The sequence below is a fragment of the Pseudomonas sp. 3B-A001-10F genome (assembly GCF_056313565.1).
The window spans coordinates 1-14,865 of the sequence record NZ_JBQYFW010000045.1 but is presented as its reverse complement, the minus strand read 5'-3'; the positions used below and the strand labels follow the sequence as shown (position 1 = coordinate 14,865).

Here is a 14,865-nt window from a genome sequence, read left to right as displayed (position 1 = left end):
CAGTCCCGCATTTGGCCGAACCGCCACTGTGATGCCTTGTTATAGTTCGGGCCTCATTTTCTGCCCGGTAAAGGATCACTGCCATGACTCAATACTCCGCTTTCAGCGTCGAACTGGCCGACAACATCGCCCATGTGCAGATCAATCGCCCGGAAAAGATCAACGCGATGAACGCGGCGTTCTGGAGCGAGATCGTCGAGATATTCCAGTGGATCGACGACACCGACGAAGTGCGCGTGGTGGTGCTCAGCGGCAACGGTAAACACTTTTCCTCCGGCATCGACCTGATGATGCTCGCCGGCGTCGCCAATGAACTGGGCAAGGATGTTGGCCGCAACGCGCGCCTGCTGCGCCGCAAGATCCTCACCCTGCAAGCCTCGTTCAACGCCGTCGACAACTGCCGCAAACCGGTGCTTGCCGCCATTCAGGGGTATTGCCTCGGTGGTGCGATTGACCTGATCGCGGCCTGCGACATGCGTTACGCCGCTGAAGACGCCCAATTCTCGATCAAGGAAATCGATATCGGCATGGCCGCCGATGTTGGCACTTTGCAACGGTTGCCACGGATCATCGGTGACGGCATGCTGCGTGAACTGGCTTACACCGGTCGCACGTTCGGCGCTGACGAGGCGCGCAGCATTGGCCTGGTCAATCGCGTCTACAGCGACAAAGACGCGCTGCTCGAAGGCGTGCTGGACATCGCTCGTGAGATCGCTTCGAAATCGCCGATCGCGGTTACCGGTACCAAGGAAATGATCAGCTACATGCGCGACCATCGTATCGACGACGGTCTCGAATACGTTGCCACCTGGAACGCCGCCATGTTGCAATCCACCGACTTGCGCGTGGCCATGGCCGCCCATATGAGCAAACAGAAACCCGAATTTCTGGACTGAGAAACCATGACATCTCGCTGGACCACTGCAGTACTGGACACCGATCAACCCGGCGGCTGGGTCGTGGCGCGCAGCCCGGAAGGCTTTCTGTTCGATGACAACGGCGCACTGTTCCCCCGGGAATGGCTCAAGCGTCAGGACTTGTCGGTCCTCGCCGAGCACGGCATTGGCCATCTCGACGGTGAGCCGGTGTACTTGCTGGAACTGCACAGTGCCAGTGAGGTGCCGGGTTGTAACTGGAAAGGCCTGCGGGCGTTCATGCTCGATGGCGAGCACACGATCTACAAAGTCCTCGGATACGCCGCACAGATCGGCACGTGGGCGCGCGAGCATCGTTTCTGCGGCAACTGCGGGCAGGCGATGACGCAGGTACCGCGTGAGCGGGCGATGTATTGCCAGCCGTGCGATCTGCGCAGTTACCCGCGGATTTCACCGAGCATGATCGTACTGATCACCCGTGGCGACGAGATTCTGTTGGCGCGCTCACCGCGATTCGTCACCGGGGTCTACAGCACGCTGGCCGGATTCGCTGAACCTGGCGAGTCGGCCGAGGATTGCCTGATTCGTGAAGTGCGCGAAGAAGTGCAGATCGAGGTGCAGAACATTCAGTACATGGGCAGTCAGTGCTGGCCGTTCCCGCATTCGATGATGCTCGGCTTCCATGCCGAGTACGCCGGTGGCGAGATTGTCTGTCAGGAAGACGAGATCGAAGACGCCCAGTGGTTCAACGTGCACGACCTGCCGCCGTTGCCGGCGTCGAAGTCGATTGCCCGTTACCTGATCGACGTCTACGTGGCGCGGCGCTTAGGCCACGCTGAACCAGTGCTGCCAGGCTAAACGTACGGTCAAACCCAGCACCACGGTGATGAACACCGGGCGAATGAATTTGGCGCCGCCGCTGATCGCGGTGCGCGCGCCAAAGAACGCGCCGACCATCACCGACAGGCCCATGCTCAGGCCGATGATCCAGTCCACCTGCCCGGAAAACACGAACACCGACAGCGCCGCAATGTTGCTGACGAAGTTCATGCTGCGCGCCACGCCGCTGGCCTTGACCAGATCGATCGGGTAGAGCAGCAGGCTGCTCACCGTCCAGAACGCGCCCGTGCCGGGGCCGGCCACGCCGTCGTAGAAACCGAGGCTGAAGCCTTGGCTCGATTGCCATTTCTTTTTGATCGGCGCGTCGCTGTCCAGCGGCGCTTTCGGTGTGCCGCCGAACAACAGGTACAGGCCGCAGGCAAACACAATCACCGGGAGCATCTTGTTCAGCCATTCCGCCGGCAGGTAATGCGCGACGATGGCGCCGGCCAGGGCGCCGACCAGTGTGCCGACGATGGCGTGGGTCCACTGACGCGGGTGGAACAGCTTGCGTTTGTAGAAGGTGAAACTGGCAGTGGCCGAGCCGAACGTCGAGCTGAGTTTGTTGGTGCCGAGCACCAGATGCGGCGGCAGGCCAGCGGTCAGCAGTGCGGGCGTGGTCAGCAGGCCGCCACCGCCGGCGATGGCATCGATGAAACCGGCAATGAAAGCGACAAAGGCCAGAATGGCGAGGGTGGTGAGGTCAACGCTGAGTTCGAAAGGCATGGAATCGGCTTATTCGGCAGGGCGCAGATTTGGCTGCGGGGAGGGCGGTCATGTTACCTGTATCCAACTGTTGCGGCGACCCGTCTGACGCCTTCGCGAGCAAGCTCGCTCCCACAGTTTTTGCGGTGTCCACAAAATCAATATTCACTACAAACCACTGTGGGAGCGAGCTTGCTCGCGAAGGCGGCTTCCCAGCCACTGCATAACCTACTGTTGCACACTCAACACCCAGCCAACAAAATCCCCTTTAAAAAACATCTGAATAACCGGGAAACCCAACAAACCCGGGCATTCCAGCCCTGGCACGCTTGCTGCTCTACCACTCCCATCTCCGCAAATGTCCCGAGGACACGCCAATGAGTCAGCAAGCCGTAAAATTTGCCTACTGGGTGCCGAACGTTAGCGGTGGGCTGGTGGTCAGCAAGATCGAACAGCGCACCGATTGGGGCATCGACTACAACCGCAAACTGGCGCAGCTCGCCGAGGCCGCCGGGTTCGAATACGCGCTGACGCAGATCCGCTTCACTGCCGGTTACGGCGCAGAGTTCCAGCACGAGTCCGTGGCGTTCAGCCATGCGCTACTCGCTGCCACCAGCACACTCAAGGTGATCGCCGCGATTCTGCCCGGCCCGTGGCAACCGGCGCTGGCTGCCAAGCAACTGGCGACCATCGACCAACTCACCAACGGCCGCATCGCGGTGAACATCGTCAGCGGCTGGTTCAAAGGTGAGTTCCATGCCATCGGCGAGCATTGGCTGGAGCACGACGAGCGTTATCGCCGTTCCGAAGAATTCATTCGCTCACTGCGCGGCGTGTGGAGTCAGGACAACTTCACCTTTCGCGGCGACTTCTACCGTTTCGACAATTACAGCCTCAAACCAAAACCGCTGGGGCGCCCGGAGATTTTCCAGGGCGGCAGTTCCCGTGCAGCGCGGGACATGGCCGCGCGGGTTTCGGACTGGTATTTCACCAATGGCAACAGCGTTGAGGGGATCAAGGCGCAGGTCGACGATATTCGTGCCAAGGCAGCGGCGAACAATCATTCGGTGAAGATCGGCGTGAATGCCTTTGTCATCGCCCGTGAAACCGAAGAAGAGGCGCGGGCGGTACTTGCGCAGATTATTGACCAGGCTGATCCGGAAGCGGTCAACGCTTTTGGCGATGCGGCGAAACAGGCAGGCCATGCATCGCCGGAGGGTGAGGGCAACTGGGCGAAATCGACGTTTGAGGACCTGGTGCAGTACAACGATGGTTTCAAGACCAATCTGATTGGTACGCCGTTGCAGATTGCCGAGCGGATTGTCGCGCTGAAAGCGGTGGGTGTTGATCTGGTGCTGGCGGGGTTTCTGCATTTTCAGGAAGAGGTCGAATATTTCGGGCGGCGGGTGTTGCCGCTGGTGCGCGAACTGGAGGCCGAGAAGACTGCCGCTGTTGCCTGAACCCTATGCAAAACCTGTGGGAGCGAGCTTGCTCGCGAAGGCGTCCTTTCAGTAAATACTGTGATTACTGATAAACCGCATTCGCGAGCAAGCTCGCTCCCACATTGGATCTTTGTGAATCTACAGACCGAGGTCAGACAGGCTCGGATGATCATCCGGGCGGCGGCCCAGCGGCCAGTGGAACTTGCGTTCGCTTTCCTTGATCGGCATGTCGTTGATGCACGCGTAACGCTGGAACATCAGGCCTTGCTCGTCGAACTCCCAGTTTTCGTTGCCGTAGGAGCGGAACCAGTTGCCCGAATCATCGTGCCATTCATAGGCGTAACGCACGGCGATGCGGGTATCCGAGTAAGCCCAGAGTTCCTTGATCAAACGGTAATCCAGTTCCTTCGCCCATTTACGGGTCAGGAAGGCCTTGGCTTCTTCGCGGTTGTTGGCGAATTCGGCGCGGTTGCGCCATTTAGTGTCGAGGGTGTAAGCCAGCGATACCCGTTCCGGGTCGCGGGAGTTCCAGCCATCCTCGGCCAGGCGAACTTTCTCGATGGCCGATTCACGGTTGAAGGGCGGCAATGGCGGACGTACCTGGGCTGCAGTAGACATATCAGTCTCCCGATCTAATTAATAATTGAACAACAAGTCCGGCTTATTAAGGCGTTACAGGTCCAATAACTTTCGCGCCATGCATTGCGCATTATCGGCGGCACTGTGATCACCCATCACAAGCGCTACGGTAATGGCGCCATCAATCAGGATCAGCAGCTGTTTGGCCAGCAGTTGCGGATCCTCGGCGCCATGTTCGGTACACAGCTCGCACACGTAGTCGAGCAGCTTCTGTTTGTGTTCTTTCGCCACCAGCCGCACCGGGTCTTGCGGGTCACCGGTTTCGCCGCTGGTGTTGATGAACGCGCAGCCGCGAAAGCCTTCGGAGGCAAACCAGCTCTTGAGCACGGTAAACAGGTTGAGCAGGCGATCGGCCGGGGTTTCGGCCTGATCGACAGCGCTTCTGTACCAGTGCATCCAGCGCACGTCGCGGCGTTGCAGGGCGGCGACGGTCAGTGCGTCCTTGTCGGCAAAGTAACGGTAGATGCTTTTTCTGGAGACGCCGGCGGTTTTCACCAGAAGATCCATGCTGGTGGCAGCGATGCCACTTTTGTAGATCAACTTTTCGGTGACATCCAGAATGATGTCGCGTGTGTCATTGCTAGTGATTTCGTTCATGTGGCGAACAGTAGAACGATTGTTCTTCTTGGTCAAGCGGGTATTTTTGTCGACTGTGAAATCGTCTTCGCGAGCAGGCTCGCTCCCACAGTGGAATGCGTTTCAAAGGTGGGAGCGAGCCTGCTCGCGAAGAGGCCATTACAGACACTAACAAGACCCGAAGGATGCGATGGTGTAAGCTCTCGGGTTCTTCGGATTCGACCCATTGCGAGCCCTATGCCGTTGCTTTTCAAACGTTCCTTGCTGCCCAAATTGCGCAGCTTTCCGCTGACCGCCGAGGCCGTGACCATTCTGTCCGGCGCCGCCGAGTTTCGTCGTTGCCTGCTGGAGAAAATCGCCACGGCGACCCAGCGCATCTACATCGTTGCGCTGTATCTGCAGCAAGACGAAGCCGGTCAGGAAATCCTCGATGCCTTGCACGCCGCCAAGCTCAAGCGCCCCGAGCTGGAAATCGCTGTGGTCGTCGATTGGCTGCGCGCCCAGCGCGGGCTGATCGGTGCCGGCAAGCAGCCGGGCAATTCGGCGTGGTATCAGGAAATGACCCGCACGCACCAGAGCGAAGTGCCGGTGTACGGCGTGCCGGTGCAGACCCGCGAGTTGTTCGGCGTGCTGCATTTGAAGGGCTTTGTGATCGACGACTGCGTGGTCTACAGCGGTGCGAGCCTGAATAACGTTTATCTGCACAAGTTCGACAAGTACCGTTTCGACCGTTATCACGTGCTGCACAGCGCTGAGCTGGCCGACTCGATGCATCACCTGGTCAAACATGGCCTGATCGAATCCAAAGCCGTGCATCGCCTCGATCTGCCGAACCTGCCGACCACACGCAGCCTGCGCAACGACATCGGCGATCTGCGCAGCCGTCTCAAATACGCGGCGTACGACACCGCCAATGGCAGCACCGCCAGAGACGGCCTGTCGGTCAGCCCGCTGCTCGGCGTCGGCAAGAACAACCCGTTGAACCGGGCGATTCTCGAACTGATCGCCAGCGCGCAAAAACAGCTGACCATCTGCACGCCGTACTTCAACCTGCCGCTGGGTGTGATACGCGAGATCAACCGAGCGCTGGCCCGTGGTGTGAAGATCGATATCGTGGTCGGTGACAAGACGGCCAACGACTTTTATATCCCGCCGAGCGAGCCGTTCAAGGTGATCGCGGCGTTGCCGTATCTGTACGAAATCAGCCTGCGCCGCTTTGCCAAGCGCCATCAGCGCAACATCGACAGCGGTCAGTTGAACCTGCACCTGTGGCGTGACGGCGACAACACCTATCACCTCAAGGGCATGTGGATTGATCAGCGCTATACGCTGCTGACCGGCAACAACCTCAATCCACGGGCGTTCCGCCTGGATCTTGAGAACGCGTTGTTGATCGATGACCCGAAAGGGGAATGGCTGGAGCCGCGGGCGAAAGAGCTTGAAGAGATTTTCCGCCATACCACACGGATCGACAGCTTTCAGAGCCTGGAGACGCTGCCGGAATACCCGGCCGGGGTGGCCAAGTTTCTCAAGCGCGTGAGTCGGGTGCGGATTGAGCGGTTGCTCTACCGGATTTTGTAAGGCTTTAAATTTGTAGCGGTCATACAACCGCTATCGCGAGCAGGCTCACTCCTACATTTGGAACGCGTTCCCCTTGTAGGAGTGAGCCTGCTCGCGATAGGGCCTTAACAGACGCTAAAAAACTTAGTTCAGCCCCAACTTCCCACGCAACGTGGACAAATCTTCAGCCAGCGTATTCACCGGCCCAACCAGCGCTTTACGGTCGTTGTCCTTCACCTTGTCATACGTCTCGAAACCACCGTCCTGGGTCTTGTACTTGGCCAGAATCTTGTCGACGGTGGCAAAGTTCTTGTCGACCTTCGCGACAAAAGCCTTGTCCTGCTGCTCGATCTGCGGACGGAACAGATCAACGATTTTCTTCGCCCCGTCGATGTTGCCCTGGAAGTCATACAGGTCAGTGTGGCTGTAGCGATCTTCTTCGCCGGAGATCTTGGTCGCGGCGACTTCTTCCAGCAGCGCGGCGGCACCGCCGACGACTTTCTCCGGCGGGAAAGTCAGGCCGGCGACGCGGGTCTGCAGATCTTTTACGTCGCTGTTGAGCTTGTCCGCCAACTCGTTAAGGCCCTGAGTGCTTTTTTCCGAGAACAGCGAGTATTCGATGCGGTGGAAGCCGGTGAAGTCGTCAGCCTTTACGCCTTTCTCGTGGTCGTCGACACGGGAGTCGATGGAGGCATCGAGGTCACTGAACAGCTCGGCAATCGGCTCGATCGACTCGTAGTAAACGCGGGTTGGCGCGTAGAGCTTTTGCGCGGTGGCCAAATCACCTTTTTTCACCGCATCGGTGAATTGTTGGGTGTGGCTGCCCAGCTCATCCAATTGCTCGGTGACGTAAATCTTGTAGTCCGAAACCGGCCCCACCAGATCCAGCGGTGCGGTGGCAGCGAATGCCGACAGCGGGGTGTTGAGCAAACCAAGGGCCAGCAGTAACGCGAGTGGGGTCTTTTTCATCGGGGGCGGCTCCAGTGTCGAGATTGTTTTATGCGGCTGTTTTCGGCTGTGTGGCGTTGAGCAGCGAGCGGCCGATAAAGTCCTTGTCGCCCGTGACACCCGGTAGGGTAAAGAAATAGCCGCCGCCGACCGGTTTGAGGTATTCCTCCAGCGGCTCGCCGTTGAGGCGGGTCTGCACGGTGATAAAGCCTTTTTCCAGATCGGCCTGGTAGCAGATGAACAGCAGGCCCATGTCGAGCTGGCCGTTTTTGTTCACGCCATTTGAATAGTTGAACGGCCGGCGCAGGATCAGGTTGGCCTGGCTCGCGGCGGTGCGCGGGTTGGCCAGGCGAATGTGCGCGTCGAGCTTGGTCAGCTTGCCGGCCGGGTCTTTGCTGTAATCCGGGACCTCAGTCTCATGCTGCGCACCCATCGGCGCGCCGGTGGTTTTGACCCGGCCGATGATGCTTTCCTGTTCCTGCAATGGCGTACGGTCCCAGCGCTCGACAAAGTTGCGGATGATTCGCACCGCTTGATAGCTGCCGTGAGCGGCCCAGGCCGGTTCGTCACTGCCCGGTTGCACCCAGACCAGGCGATCCATGGCTTTAGCGTCGTTGGAATCGGGGTTGGCCGAGCCATCGCGGAAGCCGAGGAAGTTACGCGCCGATTGCGCCGGCACGCCGGGTTTTGCAGGGGCTTGCGGCGGTACGCTGCCTTCCTGCTTCCAGCGCACCAGCAGCAGATCGGGGAGGTTTTTGACGATATCGCGCAGGGCGTGAATGTTGGTGTCGGCGGTGTTCGAGCAGAACTGCAGGCTCAGGTCGCCGTGGCAGCAATCGGCGTCCAGCGCATCGTTGGGAAACCCGACCATGCGCATCAGGCGTTTGGGCTTGGCGTCGGCCAGACCGAAGCGCTCGTCGAACAGCGACTCGCCGACAGAAACGGTGATGGTCAGGTTGTCTGGGGTTACATTCGGGCCAAGGATGCCGGAGTCCGGCGGCGGCAGTTTCGGATCGATCTGCGCCACCGGGCCGCCCTTCATCAGGAACGCGATGCGCTCGTTGAGGGTGCGGAACAGCCGCTCCAGATCGTCACGATCACTGGCCAACACGTCGAACGATACGAGCATGCCCGACGCCGGGCGCGGGGTGACGATGCCGGTCTGGTGGATGCCGTGGAAATCATGACGGTCTTCGGTCTTGTCACTGCTCGGTGCTTCGGTGACTTGTGCCGGCGCGGCGGCCATGGCCGGACAGCTCAGGGCCGAGCCGGCGAGGGCGACACCGGCGGCGCCCATGCCCATCAGGACACGGCGACGTTGCAGGTTGAGTGGTTCGCTATCTTTCATCGTCAAATCGTCTTCTGCTTACAGGCCGGAGAGGCCGAGGGCGGGATCGATGCCATCCAGAGCGTCGGCCAGAGCCTGGGCCTTGTCGGCAATCTGCTTGCGTTGTTCGCCGCTGATGGCGTCGTAACTGGCGTAGCCGTCCTTGATCTTGTAGGTATCGAGTTCGCTGTCGAAGTCCGCCAGCGCCTTGTCGATGTTCGGCAACAGCTCGGCCGCCGACTTGGTCAGCATTGGCCGCAGCAGATCGACGACTTTGTGTGTGGTTTGCGCGTTGGCAGCGAAACCGTTGAGGTCGCTGTGGCTGTAGCGTTCTTCTTCACCGCTGGCAGCACGGACGTCGGCCAAGGTGTTGAGGTTGCGCACGATGATGCTGACCAGTTGCTCCGGTGGCAGGCTTTGCGCGAGCAATTGCTGTTTGAGCGTGGTGACATCGCTGAGCAGGCGCTGGGCAACGGGCGTCAGTTGGTCGAGTTTGCGTTGCTGGAACAGTGCGTATTCGATGCGGTGGAAACCGACGAAGGCCGGATCCTGTTCGCGCTTTTCGAAGTAGTCGGCGCGGGCGTTGATGCTGTTGTCCAGTTCCGCCAGGCGTTGCGCGGCAGGGGCCAGACGCTGATAAGCCGCGCGCGCCGGTAAATACAGCGCTTGAGCCTGACTGAGGTCGCCGCTTTCAATCGCTTGATCGAGCGCGGTCACGGCTTTGATCAACGCGCTGCTCTGGCTGGCCAGGTACACGCGAAATTCCGACAATGGCCCAACGAAGGCGACCATCGACGGCTTGGCTTTGGCCGCAGCATCAGAAGCGGCAGTCGGCGTCACGTGCAGGGTGCCGCGCGGGTTGCTCAGCAGGCCGCAGGTGATCGCGTAATCGCCCGGCTGCAGGTTGGCATTGATCACTTGGCTGAGGCCCGGCGCAATGTTTTCCCGCTCCTCGACAACGAGCACGCCGTCGAGGATTTCCCATTCCACCGCGCGGTCGGAGCGGTTGACGATGCGGAAACTGGCGCGGCCGGCCGGCACCGTCAGCGCGTTGGGTTCGCAACTGCCCGGATGAATGTTCACCACCACTTCATCGTGGTTGTGCTGACGCTTGGCCGCAGCCATTTTCGAGGCGTAATAAAACAGACCACCGGCGGCGATCATCACCACCACCGAACCGGCCACCGCCCAACGCAAGGCGCGAGGAGGGGAGGCCTGAGGAGTATTAGGCTTTGACATGAATGCCCTTATTGGCTGGAAACGGAAGACGATTGTGCGGAGGGCTTCGGCGCGGGAGCCGGGTAAAAGAACATCACCAGCGCCACCAGCAGATAAAGCAGATACGCACCGAGGGTGCTGACGGTCGGCGCATCCTGATAACCGAACATGCCGGCCAGCACCGACCCCAACGGGCCATCCATCGGCAGCGTCGCGCTGAAGTCGAACAGCACGGTTTGCAGGTGATTCCACAACCCGGCTTCATGCAACGCCTGCACCGAGTTGGCGAGAATCCCGGCGGCCACCACCAGAATGAACAGGCCGGTCCACTTGAAGAACGCCGAAAGATTGAGGCGCATGCTGCCGCTGTAGATCAGGAAACCGACGATGATCGCCAGAATCAGCCCGAGCAGGGCACCGATCGGCGCGCCGGGGCCTTCACTTTGCTGGAATACCGCGAGCAGGAAGAACACCGTTTCCAGGCCTTCGCGAGCGACCGCGAAGAACACCATGGCGATCAGTGCAATCACCTGATGTTTGGAGGAAGTCAGCGCGTGATCCAGCGAGGCTTGCAGCGAATGCTTGATCGAACGCGCCACTTTGCGCATCCAGAACACCATGGAGCTGAGAATGCCTACGGCCACCAGCCCGACCACGCCTTCGAACAGCTCCTGCTGCTTTTGCGGGAATTCAGCGCTGACCAGCTCCAGACCACCGCCGACCAGCAGGGCGAGGGCGGCGGCGAGAAATACGCCGATCCACACGGCAGGCATCCATTGACCACGGCCAGTCTGTTGCAGGTAGCTGGCGATAATGCCAACGATCAGCGCGGCTTCAATGCCTTCGCGCAGCATGATCAGGAAGGGAACGAGCATTCGGTGTCCAGTAAGTCATTCGAAGAGGTTACAAGTTGTAACATAATGACAAGCATTCTCACATGACAATGATTGGCATAAACCTGAACACAAGCTGAACAAAGTAAAGAACAACCATTCTCATGCGGGTGACACCGGAACCCTGTAGGAGCTGCCGAAGGCTGCGATCTTTTGATTTATAGAATCAAGATCAAAAGATCGCAGCCTTCGGCAGCTCCTACATGGGTATTTGTGTTAGCTGCGGTAAGATGCCCACCACTCAAAAACAACAAGGTTCACCGCGCTCCATGTCGGAAAAAGACACCATCGCCGTGCAACTGGTGCGTGAAGCGCTGCTGCAAAGTTGTGCCCCGGGCGCAGCCACCGAAGAGGTGTTGAACAAGGTCGGGATTGCTCCGCTGCTGCTGCAATCCGAACACGGCCGGGTGCCGGCCTCGCAGTACGCGAAACTCTGGCGGCTTCTGGCACGCCGTGGCGATGACGAGTTCTTTGGCATGGACCCGCGCAAGCTCAAGTCTGGCAGCCTCGAATTCCTCTGCCGCAGCACCATGGCGCAATCGACGCTGGCGGCGGGTTTGAATACGGGCCTGAGCTTTCTGTCACTGATGCTCGAACGCCTGCCCGCACAACTGGTGCACCAGCAAAGTCTGGCGGAAATCGTTTTGCTCGAGGACGATCCCGAGCCACGCCGCGCTTTCACCTATTTCACCTACTGGATGATCGTCCACGGCGTGGCCTGTTGGCTGGCGGGGCGGCGGATTCCGATTCTGGCGATCGAACTGCGCTGTGCGGCGCCGGAGTTCACCGATGACTATCGAGTGATGTTCTCGGAAAACCTGCGTTTCGAGCGTCCACGCACACGGATGATCTTCTCTGCCGATTGTCTCGATCTACCGATCAAGCGCACCGCCGAAGAACTGAAACGCTTTCTCGCCCACGCCCCGGCCAACATTCTGGTCAAGTATCGCGACCCGGAAAGCCTTGCCAGTCGGATCAAGCACGATCTGCGGGAGTTGCCGGCCGAGCAGTGGCCGGAAACCGAGGCCTTGGCCCAACAGTTGTGCATGTCGGCTTCGACGTTGCGCCGGCGTTTGGCCGAGGAAGGGCAGACCTACCAAGGGCTCAAGGACAGTGTGCGCAAAGAGCTGGCGATTATCTGGCTAGCGGAGCCGTCGATCAGTTTTGTCGAGATTGCCAGCCGCTTGGGATTTGCCGATGCGAGTTCGTTCTACAAGGCGTTTCGCAAATGGTCGGGGTCGAATCCGGGCCACTATCGCCAGCTGATCCTGAATGAGGTTGTCTGACCCAACACATTCCGCCGCTTGATCGTTCCCACGCTCCGCGTGGGAATGCCTCAAGGGACGCTCCGCGTTCCAGCTCTGGAGCGGACGCAGAGCGTCCGAGGCTGCATTCCCACGCAGAGCGTGGGAACGATCAGTGTGGTAGCGGTCTTGGCCAAACCAGTCAGCCACATTGATGGCTTTGACCATTGCCCCAGCCCCCGCACAGCGCGACTATCCCCCTGTTGTTTACGGTTCCCAGCCTAATAAAAAACAGAGGGATTCTGGCAATGCGCGATTACTTGTCTGCCACTGAACAGTTCAACTATCAGCACACCGTGGATGCCGCGCTCAGCGGTACGCTTGCGGCGCTCAACGCCTGCGTCGAATGTTGCGACCGTCGTGCCTTGCCCGGGCGCATTGCGCTGTTCTGGGAAGGCCGCGACGGCGCCAGTGCGACGTACACCTTCAGCGACCTGCAGGACAAAGCCGCGCGTTTCGCCAACTTCCTCCTCGCCCAAGGTGTGCAGAAGGGCGACAAGGTCGCCGGCCTGCTGCCGCGCAACATCGAATTGCTCATCACCGTGCTCGCCACCTGGCGCATCGGCGCGGTGTATCAACCGCTGTTCACCGCGTTCGGCCCCAAAGCCCTCGAACATCGCCTGAACAGCTCCGGCGCCAAAGTCGTGGTCACCGATGCGGTCAACCGGCCGAAACTCGCCGAAGTCGCTGACTGCCCGACCCTCGTGACCGTTGGCGGCGCCAAAGGCCAGGGCATCGTCCGTGGCGACTTCAGCTTCTGGGCCGAGCTGGCCAATTATGCCAATGTCTGCGAACCGGTCCTGTTGACCGGCGAAGACCCGTTCCTGCTGATGTTCACCTCCGGCACCACCGGCCCTTCGAAAGCGCTGTCGGTACCGCTCAAAGCCATCGTCGCGTTCCAGAGTTACACCCGCGATGCGGTAGACCTGCGTCCCGAAGACGCCTTCTGGAACGTCGCCGATCCGGGTTGGGCCTACGGCATCTATTTCGGCGTCACCGGGCCATTGTCGATGGGCCATCCGATCACTTTCTACGATGGGCCGTTCACCCTCGAAAGCACTTGCCGGGTGATCAATAAGTACGGCATCACCAACCTCACCGGTTCGCCCACCGCTTATCGCTTGCTGATCGCCGGTGGCGACGAATTCGCCAAGTCGATCAAGGGCAAGTTGCGCATCGTCAGCAGCGCCGGCGAACCGCTGAACCCGGAAGTCATCCGCTGGTTCGCCGACAACCTCGGCGTGGTCATCCACGACCATTACGGCCAGACCGAACTGGGCATGGTCCTGTGCAACCACCACGGCCTTGATCACGCGGTGCACGTTGGAGCCGCCGGTTTCGCCTCGCCGGGCCATCGCATCGTGGTGCTCGACGATCAGTACAACGAACTCGGCGTCGGCCAGCCGGGCATTCTCGCCATCGACCGTCCGCAATCGCCGATGTGCTGGTTCGGCGGTTACGAAGGCGCGCCGACCAAGGCGTTCGTCGGCGATTACTACCTCAGCGGCGACACCGTGGAATGGAACCCGGACGGCAGCATCAGTTTTGTCGGCCGCAGCGATGACGTAATCACCACATCGGGCTACCGCGTAGGCCCGTTCGATGTCGAAAGTGCGCTGATTGAGCACCCGGCGGTGGTCGAAGCGGCCGTCGTCGGCAAGCCGGACCCGGAGCGCACCGAACTGGTCAAAGCCTTCGTCGTGCTGAGTGCGCAATACCGTGCCGCGCCGGAGCTGGCCGAAGAATTGCGCCAACACGTACGCAAACGTCTGGCCGCGCACTCATACCCACGTGAAATCGAATTTGTCAGCGAATTGCCCAAGACCCCAAGTGGCAAATTGCAGCGCTTTATCTTGCGCAACCAGGAAATCGCCAAGGCTCAAGAGGCCGCGGCGCATAACGTTTCAGCTTGAATCAGGAAATACAGTCATGCAGATCGAGAACAAGGTTTTTATCGTCACCGGCGGCGCCTCTGGCCTGGGTGCTGCCACCGCTGAATTGCTGGTCAGTGCCGGCGCCAAAGTGATGCTGGTGGACATGAATGCCGAAGCTGTCGCCGCACAGGCTCAGCGTTTGGGCGCGCAAAGCGTGGTTGCCGATATCAGCAACGAAGCCGCCGCTGAAGCTGCCGTGCAGGCCACCGTCAAAGCCTTTGGCAGCCTCAACGGTCTGGTCAACTGCGCCGGTATCGTCCGTGGCGAGAAGATCCTCGGCAAGAACGGCCCACATGCACTGAGCAGTTTCGCCCAAGTGATCAACGTCAACCTGATCGGCAGCTTCAATATGTTGCGCCAGGCCGCTGCGGCCATCGCCGAAGCCGAGGCCAATGCCGACGGCGAACGCGGCGTGATCATCAACACCGCCTCGGTCGCAGCGTTCGACGGCCAGATCGGCCAAGCGGCGTACTCAGCCTCCAAAGGCGCGATCGCCAGCCTGACCCTGCCGGCCGCCCGTGAGCTGGCACGCTTTGGCATCCGCGTGATGACCATCGCCCCGGGC

At 60.0% G+C, this 14,865-nt stretch carries 14 protein-coding genes; 7 read left to right on the top strand and 7 right to left on the bottom strand.

What is annotated here, in order from left to right; genetic code table 11:
- The first annotated feature begins 83 nt into the window (after positions 1-83).
- Positions 84-896, top strand: coding sequence for a crotonase/enoyl-CoA hydratase family protein (locus AC0ZWN_RS26680; protein ID WP_095048882.1), 813 nt, complete (start codon positions 84-86; stop codon positions 894-896).
- A 6-nt stretch (positions 897-902) separates the two neighbouring features.
- Complete coding sequence (gene nudC, locus AC0ZWN_RS26675; protein ID WP_476337354.1) at positions 903-1,733, top strand: NAD(+) diphosphatase; 831 nt, start codon at positions 903-905, stop codon at positions 1,731-1,733.
- Here nudC and AC0ZWN_RS26670 read toward each other — a convergent pair.
- Positions 1,701-2,480: a TSUP family transporter gene (locus AC0ZWN_RS26670; protein WP_093432755.1), complete on the bottom strand. Its 780-nt coding sequence runs from the start codon at positions 2,478-2,480 to the stop codon at positions 1,701-1,703. The genes nudC and AC0ZWN_RS26670 overlap by 33 nt on opposite strands.
- A 356-nt stretch (positions 2,481-2,836) precedes the next feature.
- Here AC0ZWN_RS26670 and sfnG point away from each other — a divergent pair, with 356 nt between their 5' ends.
- On the top strand, positions 2,837-3,919 hold the full coding sequence (gene sfnG, locus AC0ZWN_RS26665) for a dimethylsulfone monooxygenase SfnG (protein WP_476337351.1): 1,083 nt from the start codon (positions 2,837-2,839) through the stop codon (positions 3,917-3,919).
- Positions 3,920-4,039: 120 nt separating this feature from the next.
- On the opposite strand, the gene AC0ZWN_RS26660 is transcribed toward sfnG, so the two are convergent.
- Together AC0ZWN_RS26660 and AC0ZWN_RS26655 are read right to left on the bottom strand one after the other, a co-directional pair.
- Complete coding sequence (locus AC0ZWN_RS26660) at positions 4,040-4,519, bottom strand: nuclear transport factor 2 family protein (RefSeq protein WP_038361256.1); 480 nt, start codon at positions 4,517-4,519, stop codon at positions 4,040-4,042.
- Between the two features lie 54 nt (positions 4,520-4,573).
- Positions 4,574-5,137 carry a TetR/AcrR family transcriptional regulator gene (locus AC0ZWN_RS26655; protein ID WP_007914737.1) on the bottom strand — a complete coding sequence of 188 codons (564 nt, stop codon included), beginning with the start codon at positions 5,135-5,137 and terminating at the stop codon, positions 4,574-4,576.
- 216 nt (positions 5,138-5,353) lie between these two features.
- Between AC0ZWN_RS26655 and pssA the strand changes: the two genes are divergently transcribed.
- Entirely contained in the window at positions 5,354-6,697 is a 1,344-nt protein-coding gene (gene pssA, locus AC0ZWN_RS26650; protein ID WP_476337348.1) for a CDP-diacylglycerol--serine O-phosphatidyltransferase, read from the top strand.
- Positions 6,698-6,820: 123 nt separating this feature from the next.
- Here the strand turns inward: pssA and efeO (AC0ZWN_RS26645) are convergent, their stop codons facing one another.
- The 4 genes from efeO (AC0ZWN_RS26645) to efeU are packed head-to-tail and all read right to left on the bottom strand — an operon-like array spanning position 6,821 to position 11,044.
- Entirely contained in the window at positions 6,821-7,645 is an 825-nt protein-coding gene (gene efeO, locus AC0ZWN_RS26645) for an iron uptake system protein EfeO (protein WP_476337346.1), read from the bottom strand.
- 28 nt (positions 7,646-7,673) lie between these two features.
- The gene (efeB, locus tag AC0ZWN_RS26640; RefSeq protein ID WP_476337344.1) at positions 7,674-8,972 is read right to left on the bottom strand and encodes an iron uptake transporter deferrochelatase/peroxidase subunit; all 1,299 of its coding nucleotides are present in this window, start codon (positions 8,970-8,972) and stop codon (positions 7,674-7,676) included.
- An 18-nt stretch (positions 8,973-8,990) separates the two neighbouring features.
- Complete coding sequence (gene efeO, locus AC0ZWN_RS26635) at positions 8,991-10,190, bottom strand: iron uptake system protein EfeO (protein WP_476337342.1); 1,200 nt, start codon at positions 10,188-10,190, stop codon at positions 8,991-8,993.
- 8 nt (positions 10,191-10,198) lie between these two features.
- Entirely contained in the window at positions 10,199-11,044 is an 846-nt protein-coding gene (efeU, locus tag AC0ZWN_RS26630; RefSeq protein ID WP_116256202.1) for an iron uptake transporter permease EfeU, read from the bottom strand.
- A gap of 287 nt (positions 11,045-11,331) precedes the next feature.
- On the opposite strand from efeU, the gene AC0ZWN_RS26625 reads away from it, so the two are divergent.
- The 3 genes from AC0ZWN_RS26625 to AC0ZWN_RS26615 all read left to right on the top strand — a co-directional run.
- A complete protein-coding gene (locus tag AC0ZWN_RS26625) occupies positions 11,332-12,348 on the top strand; it encodes an AraC family transcriptional regulator (RefSeq protein ID WP_476337339.1) in 1,017 nt (338 codons plus the stop codon).
- A gap of 266 nt (positions 12,349-12,614) precedes the next feature.
- Positions 12,615-14,279 (top strand): AMP-binding protein, encoded by a 1,665-nt coding sequence (locus tag AC0ZWN_RS26620; protein WP_476337337.1) that lies wholly within the window; start codon positions 12,615-12,617, stop codon positions 14,277-14,279.
- A gap of 16 nt (positions 14,280-14,295) precedes the next feature.
- The coding region (locus AC0ZWN_RS26615) for an SDR family NAD(P)-dependent oxidoreductase (RefSeq protein ID WP_476337335.1) at positions 14,296-14,865 on the top strand (570 nt) is incomplete at its 3' end.

Bases quoted from the DNA above. Each gene is read 5' to 3' on its own strand.
- AC0ZWN_RS26655 (WP_007914737.1), bottom strand. From the start codon at position 5,137: ATGAACGAAATCACTAGCAATGACACACGCGACATCATTCTGGATGTC.
- pssA (WP_476337348.1), top strand. From the start codon at position 5,354: ATGCCGTTGCTTTTCAAACGTTCCTTGCTGCCCAAATTGCGCAGCTTT.
- sfnG (WP_476337351.1), top strand. From the start codon at position 2,837: ATGAGTCAGCAAGCCGTAAAATTTGCCTACTGGGTGCCGAACGTTAGC.
- AC0ZWN_RS26680 (WP_095048882.1), top strand. From the start codon at position 84: ATGACTCAATACTCCGCTTTCAGCGTCGAACTGGCCGACAACATCGCC.
- AC0ZWN_RS26620 (WP_476337337.1), top strand. From the start codon at position 12,615: ATGCGCGATTACTTGTCTGCCACTGAACAGTTCAACTATCAGCACACC.
- efeB (WP_476337344.1), bottom strand. From the start codon at position 8,972: ATGAAAGATAGCGAACCACTCAACCTGCAACGTCGCCGTGTCCTGATG.
- nudC (WP_476337354.1), top strand. From the start codon at position 903: ATGACATCTCGCTGGACCACTGCAGTACTGGACACCGATCAACCCGGC.
- efeU (WP_116256202.1), bottom strand. From the start codon at position 11,044: ATGCTCGTTCCCTTCCTGATCATGCTGCGCGAAGGCATTGAAGCCGCG.
- AC0ZWN_RS26625 (WP_476337339.1), top strand. From the start codon at position 11,332: ATGTCGGAAAAAGACACCATCGCCGTGCAACTGGTGCGTGAAGCGCTG.
- AC0ZWN_RS26660 (WP_038361256.1), bottom strand. From the start codon at position 4,519: ATGTCTACTGCAGCCCAGGTACGTCCGCCATTGCCGCCCTTCAACCGT.
- efeO (WP_476337342.1), bottom strand. From the start codon at position 10,190: ATGTCAAAGCCTAATACTCCTCAGGCCTCCCCTCCTCGCGCCTTGCGT.
- AC0ZWN_RS26670 (WP_093432755.1), bottom strand. From the start codon at position 2,480: ATGCCTTTCGAACTCAGCGTTGACCTCACCACCCTCGCCATTCTGGCC.
- efeO (WP_476337346.1), bottom strand. From the start codon at position 7,645: ATGAAAAAGACCCCACTCGCGTTACTGCTGGCCCTTGGTTTGCTCAAC.